Source organism: Variovorax sp. IB41 (assembly GCF_016405905.1).
Taxonomy (GTDB): domain Bacteria; phylum Pseudomonadota; class Gammaproteobacteria; order Burkholderiales; family Burkholderiaceae_C; genus Variovorax.
Map to the genome: position 1 here is coordinate 12,617 of NZ_JAEFCB010000004.1, position 15,085 is coordinate 27,701.

A 15,085-nucleotide genomic window follows, 5' to 3' on the forward strand; every position below is an offset into this window, starting at 1 on the left:
CGCTGCCATGAACACCCCCACCGCCCTCGACGAGCTCCCTACGCCGTCCACGCCGTCCTTCAGTCCGCTCTACCAGCAGATCAAGACCCTGATCCTGCAGAGCCTGCAGGCGGGCGAGTGGAAGCCGGGCGAACCCATCCCCAGCGAGATGGACCTGGCCGTGCGTTACCGCGTGAGCCAGGGCACGGTGCGCAAGGCCATCGACGAACTCTCGGCCGAGAACCTCGTGGTGCGGCGCCAGGGCAAGGGCACCTTCGTGGCCACGCATGCCGAGCAGCATGTGCAGTACCGCTTCCTCAAGCTCGTGCCCGATGCGGGCGACCCGAACACCGAAGGCCCGGCCGAACGCACCATCGTCGACTGCAAGCGCCTGCGCGCATCGGCCGACGTCGCACGCGCGCTCGGCCTTCGCACCGGCGACGCCGTGCTGCAGGTGCGCCGCGTGCTCGCCTATGCGGGCGTGCCGACCATCCTGGAAGACCTGTGGCTCCCCGGCACGCCCTTCAAGGGACTCACGGCCGAACGGCTGCGCGCATGGCCCGGCCCGATGTATTCGCTCTTCGAAACCGAGTTCGGCGTGCGCATGGTGCGTGCCGAAGAACGCATTCGTGCCGTGCTGCCCGATGCGGAACAGGCCCTGCTGCTGGACGTGACGGCGCAGATGCCGCTCCTGAGCGTCGAGCGCGTGGCGCACACGTACCACGACATGCCGATGGAACTGCGCCGCGGCCTCTATCGCACCGACACGCACCACTATCGCAACCAGCTGGGCTGACAGCGCATCGACATGGAACATCGATTCAATCGCCTTGCATCGCCCGCGCACCGCGCGCAACATGCTCCGAAGTCAATAGCAACCCACTGCCGCAGTGCGCCGACTCGGGCGCAGCCGATGCGCGATGGTGCATTGCAATAGAATTTTGCGTTGTTTGCATTTCCGCAGAAGAAACAAAAGCGTTCGCTCTCAGAACAAGCCAACAAGTCACAAAGCCACGAAAGCATCCCCTCAATGACAGAGCTTGCAACTCCCCCCCGGCCACCGCGTCGCGAATTCCGAAACATCAATGCCTTCACCGATCTCACGACGTACCGGCTCCCGCCGGCCGGCATCGTGTCGATCCTGCACCGCGTGAGCGGCGTGCTGATGTTCCTGCTGCTGCCGTTCATCATCTGGATGTTCGACACCTCGCTCTCGTCGGACTATTCGTTCGCCCGATTCAAGGCCGCATTCAACAGCGGCCTTGGTTTCGTTCCGGGATGGTTTTTCAAGCTCGTCGCGCTCGCGCTGATCTGGGCCTACCTGCACCACTTCATCGCCGGTCTGCGCCATCTCTGGATGGACGTGAGCCATGCGGCGGTGACCAAGGAATTCGGCCACACCTCGGCCATCGTCACGCTGGCACTGAGCGTTTTGCTCACCGTGGTGCTAGGCGCCAAGCTGTTCGGCCTGTACTGAGAAGGAGCCACCCATGTCTGTGAATTACGGCTCCAAGCGCATCGTCGTCGGCGCTCATTACGGTTTGCGCGACTGGCTCAGCCAGCGCATCACGGGCGGCCTGATGGCGCTCTTCACGATCATCCTGCTCGCGCAAGTGATCTTCTCGCGCGGCCCCATCGGCTACGACCTGTGGGCCGGCATCTTCGCCGCGCAGTGGATGAAGGTGCTGACCTTCTCCGTGATCGTCGCCCTGCTCTATCACGTGTGGGTCGGCATGCGCGACGTGTGGATGGACTACGTCCAGCCCGTCGGCATCCGTCTCGTGCTGCAAATTTTCACCATCGTCTGGCTTGTCGGTTGTGCGGGTTGGGCCATTCAAGTGCTTTGGAAGATCTGACCTGACATCCCCACCATGACCTACACAAAAGAACAAATCACCAAGCGCAAGTTCGACGTCGTGATCGTCGGCGCCGGCGGCTCCGGCATGCGCGCCTCGCTGCAACTGGCGCGCGCTGGCCTCAACGTGGCCGTGCTCTCCAAGGTGTTCCCCACGCGTTCGCACACCGTTGCCGCGCAAGGCGGCGTGGGCGCGTCGCTCGGCAACATGAGCGAGGACAACTGGCACTACCACTTCTACGACACGATCAAGGGCTCCGACTGGCTCGGCGACCAGGACGCGATCGAGTTCATGTGCCGCGAAGCCCCGAAGGTCGTGTACGAGCTCGAGCACTTCGGCATGCCCTTCGACCGCAACCCCGACGGCACGATCTACCAGCGTCCGTTCGGCGGCCACACGGCCAACTACGGCGAGAAGCCCGTGCAGCGCGCCTGCGCCGCGGCCGACCGCACCGGCCACGCGATGCTGCACACGCTCTACCAAAAGAACGTCGAAGCGCGCACGCAATTCTTCGTCGAATGGATGGCGCTGGACCTCATCCGCGACGACGAAGGCGACGTGGTCGGCGTGACCGCGCTCGAAATGGAAACCGGCGACCTGCACATCCTGCAGGCCAAGACCGTGCTGCTGGCCACCGGTGGCGCGGGCCGCATCTTCCAGGCCTCGACCAACGCCTTCATCAACACCGGAGACGGCCTGGGCATGGCGGCGCGTTCGGGCATTCCGCTGCAGGACATGGAGTTCTGGCAGTTCCACCCGACCGGCGTGGCCGGCGCGGGCGTGCTGCTGACCGAAGGCTGCCGCGGCGAAGGCGCGATCTTGCTCAACAGCAACGGCGAACGCTTCATGGAGCGCTATGCGCCCACGCTGAAGGACCTGGCCCCGCGCGACTTCGTCTCGCGCTCGATGGACCAGGAAATCAAGGAAGGCCGAGGCTGCGGTCCCAACAAGGACTACGTACTGCTCAAGCTGGACCACCTGGGCGCCGACACCATCCACAAGCGCCTGCCCTCGGTGTACGAGATCGGCGTCAACTTCGCCAACGTCGACATCACCAAGGAACCGATTCCCGTGGTGCCGACCATCCACTACCAGATGGGCGGCATCCCGACCAACATCAACGGCCAGGTCGTCATCCAGAAGGGTGAAGAGAACAGCGCCGTGGTGAACGGCCTCTACGCCGTGGGCGAATGCTCCTGCGTGAGCGTGCACGGCGCGAACCGCCTGGGCACCAACTCGCTGCTCGACCTCTTGGTGTTCGGCCGCGCGGCCGGCAACCACATCGTCGAGTTCAACGACAAGCTGAAGGAACACAAGGACCTCCCGAAGGATGCGGCCGACCGCACGCTGGAGCGCCTGAACCGGCTCGAATCGACCACCACCGGCGAATACGCGCAAGACGTGGCCGGCGAGATCCGCGCGGTCATGCAGCAGCACGCCGCGGTGTTCAGGAAGCAGGCCTCGATGGACGAAGGCGTGGTCAAGATCGCCGCCGTGCGCGAGCGCGTCAACGCGATCGGCCTGAAGGACAAGTCCAAGGTGTTCAACACCGCCCGCATCGAAGCGCTGGAAGTGGACAACCTGATCGAAGTGGCGCAGGCCACGATGGTCTCGGCCGCCGCCCGCCGCGAATGCCGCGGCGCCCACACGGTGGAAGACTACGAGCGTCCCGCGGACGATCCGGTCGCGCCGCTGGGCCGCGACGACGCCAACTGGATGAAGCACACGCTCTGGTACAGCCAGGACAACCGCCTCTCGTACAAGCCGGTCAAGCTGCAGCCGCTCACCGTGGCCTCGGTTCCGCCGAAGGTCCGCACGTTCTAAGCAACGGCTAACGTCAGCCAAGTAAAAGCATTCACAAGGTCACCACGATGAAGCGCACATTCCAGATCTACCGCTACGACCCGGACAAGGACGCCAAGCCCTACATGCAGACGATCGAGATCGAGCTCGACGGCCACGAACGCATGCTGCTTGACGCCCTGATGAAGCTCAAGGCACAAGACCCGACGCTGTCGTTCCGCCGCTCCTGCCGCGAAGGCGTCTGCGGCTCCGACGCGATGAACATCAACGGCAAGAACGGCCTGGCGTGTCTCACCAACATGCTCACGCTCAAGGGCACGATCGTGCTCAAGCCGCTGCCGGGCCTGCCCGTCATCCGCGACCTGATCGTGGACATGACGCAGTTCTTCAAGCAGTACAACTCGATCAAGCCGTACCTGCAGAACGACAACGTGCCGCCCGAGAAGGAGCGCCTGCAGTCGCCCGAAGAGCGCGAAGAGCTCAACGGCCTGTACGAGTGCATCCTGTGCGCGAGCTGCTCCACGAGCTGCCCGAGCTTCTGGTGGAACCCCGACAAGTTCGTGGGCCCCGCGGGCCTCCTGCAGGCCTACCGCTTCATCGCCGACAGCCGCGACGAAGCCACCGCCGAGCGCCTGGACAACCTGGAAGACCCGTACCGCCTCTTCCGCTGCCACACGATCATGAACTGCGTCGATGTGTGCCCCAAGAACCTGAACCCCACCAAGGCCATCGGCAAGATCAAGGAATTGATGGTGCGTCGCGCCATCTGATCCTTCTTCCGGAAATCACCATGCAAACCGCCGACGAACTCCAGCAGCCGCTCAGCGAACGTGCGCTGAGCAAGCTGAAATGGCGTTGCCGGCGCGGCCTGCTCGAAAACGACCTGTTCATCGCCCGCTTCTTCGAGCGGCACGAATCCCACATGACCAATGGTCAGGCGGGAGCGATGGAGACATTGATGGACCTGTCGGACAACGACCTCCTCGACCTTTTGCTGCGCAGGAAGGAGCCCGAGCCCGAATGGGCCGGTGCCGAGGTGGTCGCATTGCTGCATCTGATGCGCACCGACGGCGCCCAGCGCCCCGCAATCTCTCCTTCGTCCTGAATCCTCCTCTGAAAGTAAATCGAAATGAAAGCATCCGATACCAAGGCCACGCTGTCGTTCAGCAACGGCGGCGACAGCGTTGAACTGCCGATCTACAAGGGCACCGTCGGTCCCGACGTGATCGACATCCGCAAGCTGTACGCACAGACCGGCATGTTCACCTATGACCCGGGCTTCATGTCGACCGCCGCCTGCCAGTCGGCCATCACGTACATCGATGGCGACAAGGGCGAGCTGCTGTACCGCGGCTACCCCATCGAGCAGCTCGCGACCAACTGCGACTTCCTGGAAACCTGCCACCTGCTGCTGTACGGCGAACTGCCCGACGCGCCCAAGAAGGCCAACTTCACCAAGCTCGTGACGAACCACACGATGGTGAACGAGCAGATGCAGTTCTTCCTGCGCGGTTTCCGCCGTGATGCCCATCCGATGGCCATCATGACCGGCCTGGTGGGCGCGCTCTCGGCCTTCTATCACGACAGCACGGACATCAACAATCCCGAGCACCGCGAGATCGCCGCGATCCGCCTGATCGCCAAGATGCCCACGCTCGTGGCCATGGCCTACAAGTACACGATCGGCCAGCCGTACATGTACCCGAAGAACGACCTGAGCTACGCGGGCAACTTCCTGCACATGATGTTCGCCACGCCTTGCGAGGAATACAAGGTGAACCCGGTGCTCGAGCGCGCGCTGGACCGCATCTTCATCCTGCACGCGGACCACGAGCAGAACGCCTCGACCTCAACGGTGCGCCTGTGCGGCTCGTCGGGCACGAACCCGTTCGCGGCGATTGCGGCCGGCGTGGCCTGCCTCTGGGGCCCGGCCCACGGCGGCGCCAACGAAGCGGCGCTCAACATGCTCTACGACATCCAGAAGGAAGGCGGCGTGGAGAAGATCGGCGAGTTCATCAAGAAGGTCAAGGACAAGAACTCGAACGTCAAGCTCATGGGCTTCGGCCACCGCGTGTACAAGAACTACGACCCGCGCGCCAAGCTGATGCAGGAAACCTGCAACGAAGTGCTGACCGAGCTGGGCCTGGAACAGGACCCGCTCTTCAAGCTGGCCAAGGAGCTGGAAAAGATCGCCCTGGAAGACGAGTACTTCGTCTCGCGCAAGCTCTACCCGAACGTGGATTTCTACTCGGGTATCGTGCAGCGCGCCATCGGCATTCCGGTGCCGCTGTTCACCGCGATCTTCGCGCTGGCCCGCACGGTCGGCTGGATCGCCCAGCTGAACGAAATGATCGGCGACCCCGAGTACAAGATCGGCCGCCCGCGCCAGCTGTTCGAAGGCTCGCCCAAGCGCGATGTGAAGCCGATCTCGGCACGCTGATCGCTCGCTGGCGAATCGGCACGGGGCTTCGGCCCTTGCCGATGGCTCCAATAAAAAAGCTGCCCGAGGGCAGCTTTTTTTTCGTTCTGGCCGCCCCTCGGCGGTCCCTCCCTCTCCCTACTTCTTCACCATTTGACGCGCACGCCCAGCGAGCCGTTGATCGAGCTCTTGACCTTCGCATCGCCGCCCGACGACCAGAGCTTGCCGACTTCGCCATAGAGGCTGGTCGATTCGCTCAGGGACAGCGTGAAGCCGCCCGCCAGTTCGGTGCTCGTGCCGCCGGTGGGCGCCGCGATGTCGGTCGTGGTTGCGCCGTTCACGAAGCGCGCGATGTCCGTGCCGCTGGAGGTCTTGTAGACGTTGAAGCGGCCGTAGGGTTGCAGTGCGCCCATGCCGGTGTCGATCTGGCCCTTCACGCGCACGCCGGCGCGCGCGATCCATCCGCTGTCGGCTTGCGGCTGAACCACGGCGCCCAGGATGGCGGAGTTGCTCAGGTCCATGTGCTGGTGGATCAGCTGCAGTTGCGGCTCGATGCTCCAGCCGCTGCCGCCGAGCGGGAACGACTGCCCCACTTCGATCGACCCCAGCAGGCTGTTGCCCTTGCCTTCCACGCCGCCCGAGAGGTTCGGCTGCACGGTGTAGCGATGGCGGCCCGACTGCACCACGGCATCGGCGTAGAAGCCGCTGTCGCCGGTGTAGGTGCCGTAGATGCCCACGTACTGGCTGCGCAGGTCGTTGCGGCCGGTGCGAAGGTTGTTCACGCCGCTCGCAAAACCATTGACCGTTGCATCGCCGTCGAGCTGGCCGACATAGAGGCCAGCGCGCACGTTCGACGTGGCCAGCAGGTCGGTGCCGGCCTGGAAGCCCGTGAGGCGCCCCTTGCTCGTCGGCGACACGGTGCCGCCTTGCTGGATGTCGATGTCGGTCGAGAGCACGCGCGCCCAGGCGCGGCGGTCCGAACCGGTGGGCGTGGTGGCCGTGCCCTTCACGTCGTCATCGCCCACGCGCTTGCGCAGGTCGCCCAGCATCGCGAGGTTGCCCTGGCGCAGCTGGCCCGGCAGCGCCGCATAGAGCGAGGCTTCCGCGCGGTACGCGGGCAGCGATCCCGATGCGGAGCCCGGTGCCGGGTCGGTGCGCAGGAACCAGCTTTCGCCGGCGCCGCTGGCATCGGCCGCATAGAGGCGGTACTCGTACGCGCCGGCATCCACGTGACCGCCCGCGAGCGCGAAGGCGTCCTTGGTGGTCTGCGCCGTGGTGGTCGCGCCGTTCTGCGCGCTGATGACTTCCACGCCGTTGCCGGTGGTGCGCGCGCCCAGGCCGCCGAGGTTGGTGACCTGCACGGTGGTCTTGCCGGTGGCGGCGCCGCCGTTGATCACCAGCCGGTCCGACGGACCGCTGCCGCTGTTGAGTGCCGTGGCCAGCTTCAGCACGCCGTTGTTGCCGACGTAGTTGCCGTTCACGGTCAGCGTGGTGCCCGGCGCGGTGCCCACGAGGGAAACCGTGCCGCTGTTGGCGAGCGACTTCACCGTCTGGCTGAAGCCCGCCAGATCGAGCGTCGCGCCCGCCGCCACGCTGTGCGCCGAAGCTGCGCTCAGGGTGTTGGCGGCACCGGCCTTCAGCGTGCCTTGCGCCACATTCGTAGAACCGCTGTACGTGTTGGCGCCCGAGAGCGTCAGCGTGCCCGTGCCTTCCTTGGTGATGAAGCCGCCGCCGCTGATCGCGCCGCTCAATGCACCGTTGAACGCGCCGGTGTCGATGATCGGATCGTTCTGGCCCGTCAGCTGGATCGCGTTGGCGATCGTGAGGCCCTCGGCGCTGAAGCCCAGCGTGGTGTCGTCGTCCATCGACAGCGCGCCGGTGCCCAGCGCCTCGCTGTGGCCGACGTTCAGGCGGCCTTGATGCAGCACCGTGCCGCCCGTGTAGGTATTGGCGCCCGACAGCGTGAGCGCGCCGGTGCCGACCTTCACGACCGAGCCGCCCACGCCCGATATGACGCCCGAGACTTCGGTGTTGGTGTTCAGCCCGCCGGTGGTCAGCGCCTTGGCGCCGAGCAGCACCCGGCCCGCGCCTTCGAGCGAACCGATGGTGATGCCGTCGGTGGCCATCTTGCTGATGCGCACCGTGCCGCCCGCCTTGTTCACCAGCGTTGCCTGGTCGGCCTTGGCGTTGTCGAAGAAGTCGACGACGCCGCCGGTCTCGTTCACCAGCGTCGCCTGTCCGGCCGAGCCGTTGTCCATGAAGTCGGTATGGCCGCCCGCGTAGTTGGTGATGAGCGCCTTGCCGGCGGTAGCGTCGTTCCACACCGTCGTGCCGCCGCCGCGGTTCTCGATCGTCGCGTTGCCGGCCGTTGCGGTGCCCGAGAAGGTCACGTTGGCGTCGGTGGCGGTGACCAGCGTCGCGCTGCCGGCCGAACTGCTGTCCTTGAACTCGACGAAGCCGCCGTTGACGATGCCATCGCGCGCGGCCGTGGAAATGTGCAGGCTGCCCGCCTCCGCGCTGCCGCTGAACACGAGCCCCGCGCTGCCCGCCACGAAGACCGCGCCCGTGCCCAGCGCGCCGGTGATGCTGGCGTTCACCGTGCCGGCCTCGACCTGCGTGCCGCCGCTGTAGCTGTTGACCGCCGCGAGTTCGAGCTCGCCCGCGCCGATCTTGCGCACGCTGCCGCTGCCGCTCATCGTGCCGGCATAGGTGCCGTTCGCCGCCTGGTCGAAGGTGACCTTCGCGTCGTTGACGATGTCGCCCTGCAGGCTGGTGGTGTTGCCCTGCAGCACGCCGGCCTTGACCGTGGTGCCGCCCGCGTAGGTGTTGGCGCCGCCGAGCACCAGCGTGCCGACGTCTTCCTTCGACAGCCCGCCCGTGCCGGTGATGGCCGAGTTGATGGTCGCGGTCATGTTCGCGCCGCCTGCCGTGCCGTCGCCCACGCGCACCACGGTGTTCGCGCCGCTGATGTTGAGTTCGTCGCCCTGCACCACGTAGCCGTCGACCGCGAACTGCGCGCCGCCGATGCTGACCACGCCGCCGGTCTTGTCGACCGTCACCGTGCCGCCCGTGCCGCCGAAGATGGCGAACTGGTCCTGCTTCCAGGACGCGTTGACGGTGCCGTCCATGTCGGTCCAGCCGTCGCCCGGGGCGCCCACGCGCCAGGTGCCCGAGCCGCCGTTGGCCTTGCCGTTGTTGTAGTCGGTGCCGTTGCCGCCGTCCCAGAAATTGAGGCTGAATCCGGCGCGGTTCACCAGGTTGACCTGCTGGGCCACCGAGGTCTGCACCGACAGGTCGCTCGCCTTGGCGCTGGCCGGGATCGTGCCGATGTCCAGCCCGTTGTCGGTCAGCGCGCCGGTGTAGGCGATGAGGCGGTACAGGCCCGGGCCGAAGGTGCCGCCCGAAGATTCGGCGACGTTGAGCGTGCCGTCCAGCGTGAGGTTGCCCGTCACGTTGACCAGGTCGTTGAGCGGCCCGCCCGCGGTGCCCGCCTGGCCCAGCTCGTAGTTCAGGATCGAGCCGCCGCTCAGCGACAGCGCGCCGGTGTTCAGCGTGCCCGGGCTGTTGCCCGCGGCCAGCGTGCCGCCGTCGGCGATGTTGACCGCGCCGGCGATGGTGCCCGCGCCGCCCAGCGTGCCGCCGTTGCCGACGAACACGGTGCCGGTGCCGGTCGCGCTGCCGGTCGTGTTGTTCACGCGCAGCGTGCCGGCATCGACGAAGGTCGAGCCCGTGTACGTGTTGGCCGCCGTGAGTTCGAGCGTGCCGGTGCCGCGCTGGGTCAGCGTGCCCGAGCCGTCGATGACGCCGCCGAAGCTCACCGCGTCGGAGCGGTTGAAGGCCAGCTCGCTGTTGTTGGTGATGTTGCCCGCGATGCTGCCGCTCGTGGTGCCGTTGCCGATCTGCAGCGCGCCCGCGCTGACGGTGGTGCCGCCGGTGTGGGTGGCCGCGCCGGTGAGCGTCAGCGTGCCGGGACCGGCTTGCGTGAGCGTGCCCGCGCCGCTGATGTTGCCGGCGAAGTCGACCGCATCGTTCCGGTTGAATGCGAGTGCGCCGTTGTCGATGACGTTGCCCACGAGGGTGCCCGTGCCGCCGCCGTTGCCGATCTGCAGCGAGGTGCCGCCCGCGACGGTTGTGCCGCCCGCGGCATCGTTCGCCTGCAGGGTGCCGGTGACGACCGCGCCCTGCGACGCGTCGAGCGCGATGTTGCCCGCCACGACGTTGCCGGTGACGCTCAGCGCCTTGCCGGTGGTCAGGGCCAGGTTCGCGGCGGTGAAGTTGCCGAGCGCATCGATCTGGTTCTTGCCGTTGAGCGTGGCGTCGCCCACCGCGCTGCCCGAGAGCGAAGCCGCGGTGATGACGCTGCCCGCGTCCTGCGTGATCGTGCCGGCCGAGGTGAGCGCCGCGGCCGTGCCCGTGACCGCGCCGTTGATCGCCAGGTTGCCGGCGGTCGTGGTGAGCGCAACGCTCGCGCCGCCATCCACCAGGCCGGTGACGGTCAGCGACTTCGCGTTGTTCAGGCTGAAACCGGCGGCCGTGAAGGCGCCGAGCGTGTCGATCTGGTTCTCGCCGGTAAGCGCCGTGCTGCCGGTCGAGCTGCCCGTCAGGGTGCCGGCCGTGACGACGCTGCCCGCGCCCTGCGTGATGGCGCCGAGCGTGTTGATCGCCGCGCTCGTGCCGGCGTTCACGTTGCCGTTGATCGCCAGCGAGGCGGCGTTGGTCAGGCTCAGGCCGTTGGCGGTGAAGTTGCCCAGGGCGGCGATCTGGTTCTGGCCGTTCAGCGTCACGGCGCCGGTGGCGCCGCCGGTCAGCGTGGCGGCGGTGACGACGCCGGCAGTCTGCGTGATGCTCGCGCCGCCGTTCAGGCTCAAGGCGCCCGAGGCGGTCACGTTGCTGGCCAGCGCGATGCCGTCGCGCGCGGTGAGCGACACGGCGCCGCCCGTGAGGGCGTTGTTCACCGCGAGCGCGCCGCCGTTGGCGGCCAGCGTCAGGGCGGCGGTGCCGGTGTTGATGGCCGCGGCGGGCAAGGTCAGCGTGCCGCCAGCGACGAGGCTTACAGCGCCGTTGGTGCCGTTGGTGAGTGAGGCGATGTTCAGGTTGTTGACGTCGCCCACGGCGACGCTGCGGCCCGACACGGTCACGGCGCCTACGAAGTCGTTGCCCAGGTTGCCGAGCGATACGGCGCCGGTGCCCGCGGTCAGCGTGCTGGTGCCGGCGACGGTCAGCGCGCCGGTCTGGCCGATGTCGCCGTTGTTGCTGGTGGCGTTCAGCGACGCGGCGGTGCCGCTGCCCAGGTTAAGGGCGCCCTTGCTCGTGACTGCCAGCGCGCCCGTGTTGAGCGTGCCGAGCGTCAGTGAATTCGCATCCACGATCGTGGTCGTGCCGCCCCTGAGAGACAGCGCGCCGCCGAAATCGTTGCCCGCGTTCGCCAGCGTGATCGTGCCTGTGCCTGCGTTGACCGTGCTCGCGCCGGCCACGTTCAACGCGCCGGTCTGCGAGATGGCGCCGTTGACGCTGGTCGCATCGATCGATGCCGCGGTGCCGCTGCCCAGGTTCAGCAAACCGTTGCTCTGCACGGTCAGCGCGGCGGTGTTGAGCGTGCCGAGCGTCAGCGCATTCGCATCCCTGATCGATGTCGTGCCGCCCGTCAGATTTACCGCGCCGATGAAGTTGTTGCCCGCGTTCGCCAGCGTGATGGCATTGGCGCCCGCGTTGATCGTGCTCGCGCCAGCGATGTTCAATGCGCCGGTCTGCGTGATGGCGCCGGCGGCGGTTGCTCCGAACGTGCCCGACACGTTGCTCGCGCCCAGCACCAGCGCGGCGCCGTTCCTGATCAGGACGTTGCGGCCGGTCGTGCCGACCGCGCCGGTGAAGTTGTTGGCCGCCTGGTTCAGCGTGATGTCGGAGTTCGTGGCGTCGAACGTGGCGATGCCTGCGACGCTCAGTGCGCCGGCTTGCGTGATGAAGGAGTTGCCGCTGGTCGCATTGATCGATGCCGCAACGCCGCTGCCCAGGTTCAGCGTGCCGTTGCTGCGAACTGTCAGCGCACCCGTATTGAGCGCGCCGAGCGTCAGGGCGTCCGCGTCCCGGATCGAGGTCGTACCGCCCGTCAGGCTCACGGCGCCGCCAAAATCGTTGTTCGCGTTCGCCAGCGTGATGGCGTTCGTGCCGGCGTTGATCGTGCTCGCGCCGTCGACGATCAACGCACCGGTCTGCGTGATGTCGCCGGTGGCTGTGGCTGCGAAGGTGCCGGTTGCGGTGCTGGCGCCCAGCACCAGGCCGGTGTCGTTTGCCAGCGCCACGTTGCGCCCCGTGAAGGTCACAGCGCCCGCCAGCTTGTTGGTGGCCTGAGTCAGCGTGATGTCGGCAGTGCCGGCGGTCAGCACGCTCGTGCCGGCCACGTTCAACCCGCCGGTCTGCGTGATGGCGGAGTTGCCGCTGGTGGCATTGATCGATGCCGCGGTGCCGCTGCCCAGGTTCAGCAAGCCGTTGCTGCGAACGGTCAGCGCACCGGTGGCGAGCGTGCCCAGCGTCAGGGCGTTCCCGTCCCTGATTGAGGTCGCACCGCCCGCAAGGCTCACGACGCCTCGGAAATCGTTGGTCGCATTCGCCAGCGTGATGGCGCCAGTGCCCGCGTTGATTGCGCTGGCATTTTGGACGGTCAATCCAAGACCCGCCGCCTGGGTGATGGTGCCGCCGTTGCTGTTGGCATTCACCGAATTTGCGGTGCCGGTGCCCAGGTTCAGATCGCCGTGGCTGGTGACCGTCAGGGCGCCGGTGCTGATCGTGCCCAGGGTCAACGCGTTCACGTCGTTGATCGCGGTGGTGCCGCCCGTGAGGTTCACGGTGCCGCCGAAGTTGTTGTTCGCGTTCGTCAGCGTGATGGCGCCCGCCCCTGCATCCAGCGTGCTCGCACCGGTCACGCTCAGCGCACCGGTCTGGGTGATCGCGCCACCGCTGCTGCTGGCATTCAGCGAGGTCGCGGTGCCGCTGCCCAAGTCGAGCGCGCCGTGGCTCGTGACGGACAGCGCGCCGGTGGCGAGCGTGCCGAGCGTGAGCGCGTTCACGTCGTTGATCTGGGTCGTGCCGCCCGTGAGGGACACTGCGCCGCCGAAGTTGTTGTTCGCGTTCGACAGGTTGATGGTGCCGGCGCCCGCGTTGATCGCGCTCGTGCCCGCGACGACCAGTGCGCCGGTCTGGCTGACGTTGCCGTTGTTGCTGGCGGCGTTCAGCGAAGCCGCCGTGCCGCTGCCCAGGTTCAGGTTGCCGTGGCTCGTGACCGTCAGCGCGCCGGTGACGGCGAGCGCGCCGAGCGTCAGCGCGTTCACGTCGTTGATCGCCGTCGTGCCGCCCGTGAGCTTCACCGTGCCAACGAAGTTGTTGTTGGCGTTGGTCATCGTGATGGCGTTGGCACCCGCGTTCACCGACAGGTCGCCGTTGCCGCCGAAGGTGCCGCTCATCGTGAGCGCGCCGTTCGAGACGATGTTGCCGTTGCCTTCGAGCGTCACGTTGCGCGCGCTGGTGAAGGCGCCCGTCGTGCCCAGCGTGGCGCCGTTGTTCAGCGTGATCCCGCCGGCCGCGCCGCCCAGGTTCGCATCAGCCGCCACCTGGACGGTGCCGTTGTTGATGAACGTGCCGCCGGTATAGCCGTTGGTGCCCGAAAGCGTCAGCGTATCGCCACCGCTTTGCGTGACGCGGCCCGTGCCGTTGATCGTGCCGGCGAAGGAGGTGCTGTCCGAGCGATTGAAGGTCAGCGCCGCGTTGTTGGTGACGTTGCCCACGATGCTGCCCGTGGTACCGCCATTGCCGATCTGCAGCGTGCCCGCCGAGATCGTGGTGCCGCCGGTGTACGTATTGGTGCCGGTCATCGTCGTGGTGCCGCCGCCCAACTGCCGGACCGAGCCGGCGCCCGAAATGTTGTAGTTCGCGGCAAGGTTGCCGTTGCCAGGCGCGTTGTAGTTCACCTGGCCGTTGCCGTTGATGGCGACGCCGCCCGCCGTGGTCAGCGTGCCGCCGGTGATCGTCAGCGTTCCGGTGCCGCCCGCGCCGCCGGCGCCGCCGCGCCCGCTGCCGGTGCCGCCGTTGTAGCCGCCGACCACGATGCTGCCGGCCGACAGGTTGCCGCCCGAGAGCGTGACGTTTCCGGTACCGCCCGCACCGCCGGCGCCGCCTGGGCCGTTGCCCGTGCCGCCGCCGCCGCCGCCGCCCGCGCCCCCGATCAGCAGCGCGCCGTTGATGGTCGTCGCGCCGCCGCTGACGTTGAGCACGCCCGCGCCGCCGGCCGTGCCGTTGCCGCCGCCGTTGAAGCCGCCCCCGCCGCCGCCACCACCGCCGCCGCCGCCCACCGCGACAGAGCCGGTGATCGTGCTGTTGCCGTTCGTGATGTTGCGCGTGGTCGTCCCACCCGCCAGGTTGCCGGTGGGGGTGCCCACCAGCGCCGCGCCGCCCGCGCCCGAATTGCCGCCACCGCCGTTGCCGCCGGCGCTGCCGCCGTTGTTGCCCGCGCCTCCGAGGCTGTTGAAGTCGTTAACCCCAGCCGCGCCCGCGCCGTTGCCGACGCCACCCGCACCGCCGCTGTCCGAACCCGTCGTCAGGCCTGCGCCGCCACCGCCGGCACCAAACCCGGCGCCACCGCCGCCTGCACCACCACCACCGCCGCCGCCACCGCCGCCGCCGCCGAAGCCGCCTGCCCCGCCGGCCTTGCCGCCGTTGGCGCCGCCGCCAGCGGCACCGGCGGTGCCGATCACCTGGTTCTGCGCCGAAGCGGGTGCCACCAGCCCCGCGCCGGCCACCGCAACCACGACCGCGGCCATCAAGCCGCTCAGCCGGAACGGCGTGCCGACATTGCGCTCACCGTCGGGCGCCGTGCCGGCACGCGACGACCGCTGCGGTTTCCCCCGCGCCGTGGCGATTTCCGAGACGGCGACCCAGGCGCCGAGCGAGTTATTCCAAAGGCTGCGAAAAGAAGTGTTCATGACGACTTATTTGTTACTTAGTAAACGTTCGATCTACATCAGATTACGAGAAGTAA

At 67.5% G+C, this 15,085-nt stretch carries 8 protein-coding genes; 7 read left to right on the top strand and 1 reads right to left on the bottom strand.

All coding sequences use genetic code 11. The features are described 5' to 3' along the window. The first annotated feature begins 7 nt into the window (after positions 1 to 7). The 7 genes from JC881_RS10400 (at position 8) to gltA (ending at position 6,078) form a co-directional block, all read left to right on the top strand. Complete coding sequence (locus JC881_RS10400; protein WP_198785647.1) at positions 8 to 775, top strand: GntR family transcriptional regulator; 768 nt, start codon at positions 8 to 10, stop codon at positions 773 to 775. Positions 776 to 1,009: 234 nt separating this feature from the next. Beyond that, positions 1,010 to 1,456, top strand: coding sequence for a succinate dehydrogenase, cytochrome b556 subunit (gene sdhC, locus JC881_RS10405; protein ID WP_198785648.1), 447 nt, complete (start codon positions 1,010 to 1,012; stop codon positions 1,454 to 1,456). Between the two features lie 13 nt (positions 1,457 to 1,469). Further along, a complete protein-coding gene (gene sdhD / locus JC881_RS10410) occupies positions 1,470 to 1,835 on the top strand; it encodes a succinate dehydrogenase, hydrophobic membrane anchor protein (RefSeq protein WP_198785649.1) in 366 nt (121 codons plus the stop codon). A 15-nt stretch (positions 1,836 to 1,850) separates the two neighbouring features. Beyond that, positions 1,851 to 3,659: a succinate dehydrogenase flavoprotein subunit gene (sdhA, locus tag JC881_RS10415; protein WP_198785650.1), complete on the top strand. Its 1,809-nt coding sequence runs from the start codon at positions 1,851 to 1,853 to the stop codon at positions 3,657 to 3,659. Positions 3,660 to 3,706: 47 nt separating this feature from the next. Next, entirely contained in the window at positions 3,707 to 4,408 is a 702-nt protein-coding gene (locus JC881_RS10420) for a succinate dehydrogenase iron-sulfur subunit (RefSeq protein WP_013540023.1), read from the top strand. 20 nt (positions 4,409 to 4,428) lie between these two features. Continuing rightward, on the top strand, positions 4,429 to 4,743 hold the full coding sequence (locus tag JC881_RS10425; RefSeq protein ID WP_099795593.1) for an FAD assembly factor SdhE: 315 nt from the start codon (positions 4,429 to 4,431) through the stop codon (positions 4,741 to 4,743). A 24-nt stretch (positions 4,744 to 4,767) separates the two neighbouring features. Then, positions 4,768 to 6,078 (top strand): citrate synthase, encoded by a 1,311-nt coding sequence (gene gltA, locus JC881_RS10430; protein ID WP_198785651.1) that lies wholly within the window; start codon positions 4,768 to 4,770, stop codon positions 6,076 to 6,078. A 125-nt stretch (positions 6,079 to 6,203) separates the two neighbouring features. Here the strand turns inward: gltA and JC881_RS10435 are convergent, their stop codons facing one another. Beyond that, complete coding sequence (locus JC881_RS10435; protein ID WP_198785652.1) at positions 6,204 to 15,029, bottom strand: autotransporter-associated beta strand repeat-containing protein; 8,826 nt, start codon at positions 15,027 to 15,029, stop codon at positions 6,204 to 6,206. Positions 15,030 to 15,085: the final 56 nt, after the last annotated feature.

Bases quoted from the DNA above. Each gene is read 5' to 3' on its own strand.
- JC881_RS10400 (WP_198785647.1), top strand. From the start codon at position 8: ATGAACACCCCCACCGCCCTCGACGAGCTCCCTACGCCGTCCACGCCG.
- sdhC (WP_198785648.1), top strand. From the start codon at position 1,010: ATGACAGAGCTTGCAACTCCCCCCCGGCCACCGCGTCGCGAATTCCGA.
- sdhD (WP_198785649.1), top strand. From the start codon at position 1,470: ATGTCTGTGAATTACGGCTCCAAGCGCATCGTCGTCGGCGCTCATTAC.
- sdhA (WP_198785650.1), top strand. From the start codon at position 1,851: ATGACCTACACAAAAGAACAAATCACCAAGCGCAAGTTCGACGTCGTG.
- JC881_RS10420 (WP_013540023.1), top strand. From the start codon at position 3,707: ATGAAGCGCACATTCCAGATCTACCGCTACGACCCGGACAAGGACGCC.
- JC881_RS10425 (WP_099795593.1), top strand. From the start codon at position 4,429: ATGCAAACCGCCGACGAACTCCAGCAGCCGCTCAGCGAACGTGCGCTG.
- gltA (WP_198785651.1), top strand. From the start codon at position 4,768: ATGAAAGCATCCGATACCAAGGCCACGCTGTCGTTCAGCAACGGCGGC.
- JC881_RS10435 (WP_198785652.1), bottom strand. From the start codon at position 15,029: ATGAACACTTCTTTTCGCAGCCTTTGGAATAACTCGCTCGGCGCCTGG.